This is a genomic window from Bacillota bacterium, from assembly GCA_023511455.1.
Classification (GTDB): Bacteria; Armatimonadota; HRBIN16; order HRBIN16; family HRBIN16; genus HRBIN16.
On record JAIMBJ010000061.1, the window covers coordinates 1 to 8,808 of the forward strand.

At 54.7% G+C, this 8,808-nt stretch carries 7 protein-coding genes; all 7 read right to left on the bottom strand.

Annotation, left to right across the window (positions count from 1 at the left end; genetic code table 11):
• On the bottom strand, positions 1-566 hold a 566-nt coding region (locus K6U75_16995), incomplete at its 3' end, for a fibronectin type III domain-containing protein (GenBank protein ID MCL6476731.1).
• Positions 553-1,605, bottom strand: a complete 1,053-nt coding sequence (locus tag K6U75_17000) for a hypothetical protein (protein MCL6476732.1) — start codon at positions 1,603-1,605, stop codon at positions 553-555. The genes K6U75_16995 and K6U75_17000, both read right to left, overlap by 14 nt.
• A gap of 23 nt (positions 1,606-1,628) precedes the next feature.
• Complete coding sequence (locus K6U75_17005) at positions 1,629-3,587, bottom strand: hypothetical protein (GenBank protein MCL6476733.1); 1,959 nt, start codon at positions 3,585-3,587, stop codon at positions 1,629-1,631.
• Between the two features lie 503 nt (positions 3,588-4,090).
• On the bottom strand, positions 4,091-5,395 hold the full coding sequence (locus tag K6U75_17010) for an insulinase family protein (protein MCL6476734.1): 1,305 nt from the start codon (positions 5,393-5,395) through the stop codon (positions 4,091-4,093).
• A gap of 226 nt (positions 5,396-5,621) precedes the next feature.
• Complete coding sequence (locus K6U75_17015) at positions 5,622-6,161, bottom strand: transposase (protein MCL6476735.1); 540 nt, start codon at positions 6,159-6,161, stop codon at positions 5,622-5,624.
• 33 nt (positions 6,162-6,194) lie between these two features.
• Positions 6,195-6,530: a hypothetical protein gene (locus tag K6U75_17020; protein MCL6476736.1), complete on the bottom strand. Its 336-nt coding sequence runs from the start codon at positions 6,528-6,530 to the stop codon at positions 6,195-6,197.
• 1,114 nt (positions 6,531-7,644) lie between these two features.
• On the bottom strand, positions 7,645-8,808 hold a 1,164-nt coding region (locus K6U75_17025), incomplete at its 5' end, for a hypothetical protein (GenBank protein MCL6476737.1).

Consider the following 8,808-nt stretch of genomic DNA (forward strand, 5'->3'; position numbering starts at 1 on the left):
CGAACCGCCCGCAAGATGCTGGCTGCATCCCCCGTATCCCACGGTATCGCCCCCACATGCGGAACCGCGCTATCCTCCTCCGATGGAGCACTCCATACCCCGTTGCGCTCCGCCTCCACCACAAAGTAATACTCCTGCTCGGAGGTTAAACCCGTGACGCTTAGCATCCGCGCGTCTCCAGACTGAACCGAAGACACGTTGGGATATACCCCGCTTGCTGTGCCCCAGCGCACCCGATAACCCGTTGCACCGGGCACCTCGTCCCAATACACCGTCACCTTGTTCGCCCCCGTCGGCGCGGCGAATATCCACGGCACAGAGGTCAAAACCACATCTTCACCACGCAACCAGTGGCTCGCCTTCGCCTGAACCGTATATGCACCCGCCGGCAGGGTCAACTCCACGTCCACCTCTGCCGACGGGGCAACGATACTCACCGTTTTAACGTATACCGGCGCATCGGGGTTACTCTCCGTGCCCACCGCCTTCGCGCGAAACTCCACGCTGATCACACGGCTCGGATGACCGCCCCAGTCGCCTAAACGCAACCGCTCAAGGGATGTCAACGGCATCTACTGGCAGGGCCGATACCACCAGGTAACGCATCTGCCCCTGGATGGGCACTTCCACTAGGTAGCGTTTTCCTGTATCGGATGGAGGCATATCCTTTTGCCAGAAGAACTCGTCTAGTCCGAGATACACTCCCTTGCCGTGTTTCGCCCAGCGTATCAAGTTAAAGTGATAAAAAGCCCATCCCTTCGACCAAGCGTTGCCAACACCTCGCACATCTTGGTAGTAGTGTTTCCCCTGTTCATTGACGAAGTGCAGACGAGCAAGAAGATCGTGCTGGCGACGCAACCGATTCTGTTCAGTGCGCGTGGGATCAAAAAAGACCGTCCACTTGCTATTTGGAGAGATCAGCAAGTGCTGTCCTGCAGGAGCACCTTGTGGCGTTTGGGGTCGCACCGGGTCGGCATCGGCGTACTCCCTACCGTACAGTTTACGATATAGCCTCAAGGCATGACGAAATGCCCTTCCCATCAGACGGTCCATGTGAGAGGGCTCGAGCGGACGGATTTGCTCGCCATTTACGTACACACCGTAGAATCGCTGGTCGTCTCGTCCTTGCCTCACACCATAGACTAGATACCGACTATCCAGTGACCACAAGTAACAGTCGGCTCTGTCTGTCAGCTGACGTGCTTGCCCAGAGGTTACATCTACCAGATATAGCCCTGACTCGTGTCCCCACCCTGTTGTTGCTACGTATTTACTGTTGGGCGACCAGCGCCAGTCGCCTTGGTAAGCAGCTGGCGTCACACGGCGGATAAACAGGTTGGCTGTTTCACCGACAGCCAGTGCAATCGGCTTTGGACGCCCTCCGGCTACATCCGATCGTGGGATGAATGATGCAGCCAGTCGTTTCCCATCCGGTGAGAGCTTTACCTCCCCTAGGTTATACAGGTCGCCCTCATAACTGTTTGGAAATAAGCGTCCAGCCACGTGTTTCCCGTTGCGAAAGATTTCTAGTCCGAAAACAGGCTGTTCATACATGGCAGTCGCCCGATAGGTAACTATCAACCCTGAGAAAGACAAATTAAGCACCTCGATCTTACCTCCTTTCTCAGTTAGTGTCTGATATTAACAGTCTCGCTGGTAGGACTACCTCCGGTAGGCGATGTCGTTACAAGCAAGTTGTTACCTACACGTGCCGCATAAGGTGCGTATCGTCCACTTGTCTCTGTTCGTGGCAGGTCCCACGGTACTGTCTCCATACTGTTTCTTAACTGCAGGGAGCCATCCAGCCATTGGGCTCCTCGTATATAAGAACCTGTTGGTAAGTAGTACCGTGGTCCATATGAAGGAGCAGGATCGAAAGCCGTTAGACCCGGCGTGTTTGATGGCAGGGATTGGGCCATCGAATGAACCCGTTTAAAGCGAAGAGGAGCCTCTTGCCGGATATTTGGTATGCGTAGGGCGAAGCAGAAAGTCTGAGAGTAATACAGACCATACGCATCAAAAGCGTCTACCAGAAGCCATCCAATACGAGGTTGTTGCCACGTATACACCCCTATAAAGACATAGTTGCCCAGTTCAGAGTCAGCCCAGATGTAGTTGCCTGTACTGGGGTTTTCTCCCATCACCAAGAGAATGAGATCGTTAGGCAGAGGCTTACCTCTCCACTTTCTACCGCGATCATTCACAACCACAAAGGCTTGCCAACGATTAGGCAAATTGGGACCGCCATAGCCTGCGCGATGGAACATGATACCTGCATCAACCTCTAAGTTATCGCCTGTTACCCCTAAATAGATGAAGGGCTTCTCTTCCGAACGCTGCAAGGAGAGATTTGCTGGTTCAACCTTTGGTAGGTACACAAATCCAGAAACGCCTTCATATTGCTCGTTGTTGTACTGACTTCTGCTCACTATTCTCCGAAAAGCCCCAGCGTCGATTTTCTGAGGTTGTCTAGACTGTCCCTTTATTTGCTCTTGCTGTTCAAAAGTCAAGCAAGATGGCATCGGAATAGACATTCCTGACAGCACCAACTGCGAGTTGTCTGTGTCCACATACCCGTCGGGAGGAAAAGCAATCTGGTAACCTTCGATGTAGACCGAACCATCTGGAGCCATTACCCGTAGTCCTCCTGAGCGATTAGAGACGTATCTCCGCACTGTTTGCAGAATACTAGTGGGAGACTCATCCCATGGAATACTTTGTGCATCTGGCACGTCGCTGTCTTCGTCAGACGCTGTGGAAACAGTATTGTTCGAGCCGTTGGCTATAGCCTGAGCCACATAGAAATACTCTACCCCCATGGAAAGTCCTGTGTTTGTCCATCGGAATGTATTATTGCCTACTGTAGCAACAGGTTGGTCGTAGTCGTACACTCCTGATCTTGTAGACCGGAAGATACGATAGCCTGTGGCACCAGGGACTGGGCTCCAGTACACTGTTATTTTGTTAACACCTGTTGCCGCGGCAAATATCCAACTGGGCGGGGTTACTATACTCCCCTCACCCCTCAACCAGTGGCTCGCCTTCGCCTGAACCGTATACGCACCCGCAGGCAGGGTCAACTCCACATCCACCTCTGCCGACGAGGCAACGATACCCACCGTTTTGACGTATACCGGCGCATCGGGGTTACTCTCCGTGCCCACCGCCTTCGCACGAAACTCCACGCTGATCACACGGCTCGGATGACCACCCCAGTCGCCTAAACGCAACCGCAGAGGCACACGCAAACCCTCTTCCATCGGCTGTTCCACGCCCGTCAGCGCGTCTACCCCAATCTCGCCGAAGTGGTTCACAAGGATGCCGAAGTCAAACAGAGTGACCTCCGTGTCCCCGTCCAAATCCGCTTCAGGGGTGAAGCCGGGGTCTTGCTCGCTCAAGCCGAAGTTGGCAACCAGGATGCCGTGGTCGAAGAGGGTCACTTCGTTGTCTCCATCGATGTCGCCGTTGAGAAGGGTCATGATGGGTGGCTGCTGGGCGTTAGCCAGCGTCGCCCACAGGACAAAAAGTGTAGCAAGAATTACATTGAGTGGGGGGGGAGTAGCGAAACCGGTTGTACGCTTGAACATTGTAAAACCTCGTTTGCGTGAAGTGTTCAAAATGCTTGTTACATCGTTCTGTTTACAGAATAACAGAGATAGCTGGGTTGTGTCAAGGAGTTTGGCGAGGGTGTTCGAGAATTGTTGAGAAGTTGGTTGTCGCGCAAGCAGAGAGGCGTTCTTGCTACCTCTTGTCTTACCTCACCCCCGTCCCCTCTCCTACGAGGAGAGGGGGCGTTCCCCCTTCCCTCACAGGGAAGGGGGCTAGGGGGTTAGGTGATCTATCCATTCAACCACCCATTTCGAACACCCTCAGGGATTTGGCAAGATTCTTGGTGAGGATAGTGCTCTTGTGCTTGCAGCCAGAACCGCCTGGCAGAGAGGCTGAATTGCTACGGCTCGCTGCCGACGAGAACCTCAACGCGGACATTCTGCGCGTTCTGTTGCGTCGCAAGCCCGACCTGGACACTGTGCGTGTGCAGGATGTGGGTCTTTCGGGAGCCGACGACCGTGTGGTATCCAGCGGGCGAAAATTACTCCTTCACCAATGTCACCACCACCCTGCACTCAGGATTCAGATACTTCTCCACCGTGCGGCGGATATCCTCGGCGGTCACCGCCAGCACGTTCTTCTCGTACTCGGTGGCGAAGAGGTAGGTATCTATCATTTCGTAGAAGCCCAGCGTGTTTGCCTGCCCTTCCGTGGTCTCCATCCCAAAGAGGTATTCGCCCAGTATCTCTCGTTTGGCGCGCGCCAGCTCTGCATCGGTGACCGGCGTCTTCGCCAGCTGCTGCAGGGCACCCACGACCATGGCTTCCGCCTGCTGAGGGTTGCCGCCCTCTGGAAGCTCCACCACAATGCTGAAGATGCCAGGATACCGCTGGGTGAGGAACTCCGTAGTGACGCGCGTGGCAACACCCTGTCCCACCAGCAGCCGGGTAAGCAGACCGTCCCGCCGCCCCAGCAGGGCAAGCAACAGGTCGCACGCGCACACATCCTTCACCTCTTTCACCGACGGCGCCATGAAGCCGATGCCCACCACCGGAAAACCCCTGCGCACCTTGAACTGTGCATGGCGGGGCGCGCCGGGCGGCGATTCGGGTTCGGGTTCCGATTCAGCGATGTCGCGTCTCTTCCATCCGCCGAACAGCTTCTCGACCGCCGCGAAGGCTTCTGTCGCGGTCACATCGCCCACAATCACCAGCGAGGCGTTGTTCGGCACGTAGTACTTCCGATAGAACTCCACTATCTGCTCGCGCTGGATGCGGATAATGGAATCGCGCGTGGCAGCGACGGGCAGGCGGTATGGATGTTTCTGGAAAAGCAGTTCCGCCAGACGCTGGTTGGCATCACGCACGGGGTCATCAGCGGCGCGCGCCAGCTCGTCCAGAATAATCATCTGCTCGCGTTCCACGTCCTCGGGGCGCAACGCGCTGTTCTGCACCGCATCGGCAACCACCTCCAGCGCGTTCTGCCAGTATCGGCTGGCAACGGTGGTGTACAGGTGCATCCAGTCGCGCGACGTGGTGGCGTTCAGGGTAGCACCCAGTTCCTCGATATCGCGGTCTACCTCACCTCTGCCGCGCTTTGCGGTGCCACGAAAGAGCAGATGCTCCATAAAATGCGCCACGCCGTTGGTTTCGGCGGTCTCCCGCGAGGAGCCAGCGCGTATCCACAGGTCTATCGTCACCAGAGGAGCCTCATGCGCCTCGCGCACCAGCACGCGCAACCCGTTCGGAAGGGTTTTCAGCTGGATCGACTCGGCTGGCAGGCTATCCGCCCGAACAAGAACTACCGCCAGCAACCAAAACAAGCACCATGCAACCGTTCTGGACACAGAATAACTCCCGTGAGAGAAGATATTTTATTATACTACGACCCATGCCACTGAAACACCGCAAGGGACTGTGCGATGTAAAGGGACACAACCTGCCATTCTGAGCCAAACGAAGAATCTCTAAGACTTTTTGCTAACGCGCAGAACGACAGTTTATGTCGCTTTATATCCCCAACTATCGCGCGGTCCTCTGACTGCGTAACTCCTGGAACTCTACAAAATGGTTTCAGACAGGGAAGATGTTCGATAAATCATGTAGACACCCCGTATCCATAAACACCACAAAAAACTGCCATCCCCAACGAACCGCACCACTCCCATACGCCCCCTTCACACTCCCAAACAATTGCTCAATTCGGTAACGCTCCCTGAAAGCCCAACTATACTGCTGCGAACGCAACCGAGCACGACACCGAGCATCCGAACGCACACACTGCCACAAACCATCCCGAACACGCGCCACAGGCAAAAAACCAACATCCTCCAATAACCGCAACAACCCTGCCCGATGACCATACAAACCATCCTCCACCAACAAAGTGCCCGAAGCCATACCCCCGCGACCATTATGCTCTACCCACTGCCGCAATAACCTCCCTTCATCCGCATACGCCTCCCCCAACGATAATCCCATCACCCATAACTGTCCACCCTGCCTATAACCCATCACCGTCGCTTTCACCTGCGCACGCTGCCGACGCACCGCCGCCCCACGCAAATACTGCGACACAAACACCCCAGCATACCCAAAACCCGTGCCGTCCACAAAAGCACACCGCGTCGCACCAATCGGCTACTCTCACGCGATACCCTGCTGTGCTAACCAAGTGAGCAACTGCTGCAGCCGTTCCTGCTGGAGGTGATGGAAGCGGTAGACAAGTGTGCCTAAGGCAGGCAAATCAAACTCACTCAGCAGTTCGGGGGCAATGCCAAAGAGCAGGCGTCGGTAGGAAGCGTGTTCGCGGATGCGCAGCAGCAGCAAGGTGAGGATGAGCGCTTCGGGGTATTGGTAGGGTCTTGCGCGTCGTTTGGGCAGAGGGTGTAGTTGGCAGAAGCGTTGGATGTAGTGGTAGATGCCCCTCACGGGGAGGGTGGTCAAGGTGACGTGTTTAGGGTATTGGTGTTTCATAGCCATTTATATACCCGATATCCACCAACTTTTTGAACATCCTCCTTTGACATCATTCGTCAAACCGCCACTCTACGTCATAAGCCCCCCCACTTTGATACTCTGTCGGTTCCATAAACTCGTAGGGTGGAACCACAGGACTATCCTGTCGCTCTCTGCCCATAGGCAACCTGTCCGTATTATAGACCATGATGTGGTTTTCAAAGTAGGAACGATCACCGATCCTATAAGAACGGGTAAGATCACAGGTGGAGATAATCGCCCAACGCCCGTTGTTAGAAACTGCGTGAGGTTGAATGACGCCAGCTACATGTTGCCCATCCATCAGCAGACGAACACCACCTCTCTTACTGTCTAGGAACAGCTTCGCTTTAGTAAACCTACCTCGTGGTATCTCAATTTGGGGGTCATAGGGCTCTGCACGCAGGCGCCACTGTCCATTGCGGGAGTAGACGCAAAGCCTCGGAGGGTCAAGGGGTGCTTTATACCACCAGGGATTCAGGATGTTCCACCCTTCCTGAACATGGCGTATCTGAGCGGAACCCAGGCGCCAGCGTTGGTGTGTACGGATGTCCATACCGTACCAGACCACAGCTTTTCGTTTTCCCAACACTTTACACCAGATGGTACGGCTGTCCGGATACCATCCGGTTGCTACACAACCATTTATCAGTTTGGTTGCCTTTGTCGTCGCACACTCCACCAGCACTAGGTCATACCAGTTTGTTATTCCCAACAAGTAGCGCCCGTCCGGCGAGAAACGGGGGTAATATATTGGGTCAGAGGGGAACTGAACAGTGCGCCACTTGCGCGGGTGAGACTTGACATCCGCGATTGCCATGCCTAGCCCAACCGCAGTGATCGCCACGTATCGCTTGTCCAGGGACATACCTACCCAACGGTCATCCAAGCTTCCTCGGCGTAGCAAGGGAACGATCTTTCTCTGCCCTCTCTCGAAGCGAAGGATTCCCAACGTGCCTTGCTCCTCTGTTAGGTACCACAGCCTTTCGAAAGGCGGCATCTCCTTCAGGGACTGCCAGTATAGCTGCTGGATGCGCGCGGGGAGGCTTCTGATGTAAGTCTCACCATATTTCTTTTGGATCTCTTGCATCATCACACCTCACCGCAGATCTACAGTGACGACTTCCCGGAAGTATTGCTCTATAGGGAGGAAATCCTCTACCTTGACCACTTGCTCGTTGGGAAACACACGAACATCCCCACCGAAAGAAGGCGTCCATTGTTGCCAGCCATTACAGAATACCTGCACCTCGTTTAACTCCTCGAGGGTTATCCGTGAAACGTAACCGACGCCAATGTATCTGGCAAACGAACCTGTACGTCGCCAGCCGTCCTGGTCATCTTTGGGAATCCCATTTTGAGCCATCGAAATCACACGCCGCACTCGAGGATTGCCTCTCGTAAAATCTGGCACCTTTGCAACACCTACGAAGGTGTGTTGGTAATACGGAGAGTCTGGGTCGGTATCTATCAGGTATCGCCATGCTTTGATTTCCAGAACAGCTGACTTTTCTCGAAACCTTGCTTCACTGTTGATACGCAGGTTTATATCAACGACATAGCCGTATTGTACCATGTCCCATGATAGGTCGCTTCGCGTTGTCCCTACTACGGGGATGTATTTGTCAGTGTCGGTGCCTTGTTTGCGAGGCTTCTCAATGCGTATCCTCATATATGGCATCCACCTTGCATAGCTGGGGGGTGGCGAACCGGGATCTTTTCCTTCTTCCCTACCGTTTCTTCGCACACCTCTTCCCCTGGGATGGTAACTGATACCGCCTTCGATATCTACTCTTCCGCCTCCCGCAGCATCGTAAGCGATGCCGAAGTATACGTGAGGGGTATCGCGTGTATTTGCATGCGTATCACCTGACACAAAAACATACCATTGAGGTAGAAAGAAGTTACCCCTTGCCCCAATACAGGGGTGCTCGCTATCCGTACGGATGCGACGATATGGACCGGTATGGTCGCGCTGCTGTAGAATGCTCGAGATGCCCTCTCCCTTGTCCTCCATCTGTAGGGGCATCAGCAAACCGCCGTCCGAAGTCTCCACGACACCCTGCGCAGTGTTGTACTGGAGGGGAGCAGGTGACTCACTCTGGACTACGCCTCCAATGCTAGAATAGTACACGCCATCTGGCGAGAGTACGCTTATGTCGCCATAATCATTGCCGGTCAGGCTACGAACCGCCCGCAAGATGCTGGCTGCATCCCCCGTATCCCACGGTATCGCCCCCACATGCGGAACCGCGCTATCCTC

Excerpts from the sequence above, each read along its gene's own strand:
- K6U75_17005 (MCL6476733.1), bottom strand. The coding sequence starts at position 3,587 with ATGTTCAAGCGTACAACCGGTTTCGCTACTCCCCCCCCACTCAATGTA.
- K6U75_17020 (MCL6476736.1), bottom strand. The coding sequence starts at position 6,530 with ATGGCTATGAAACACCAATACCCTAAACACGTCACCTTGACCACCCTC.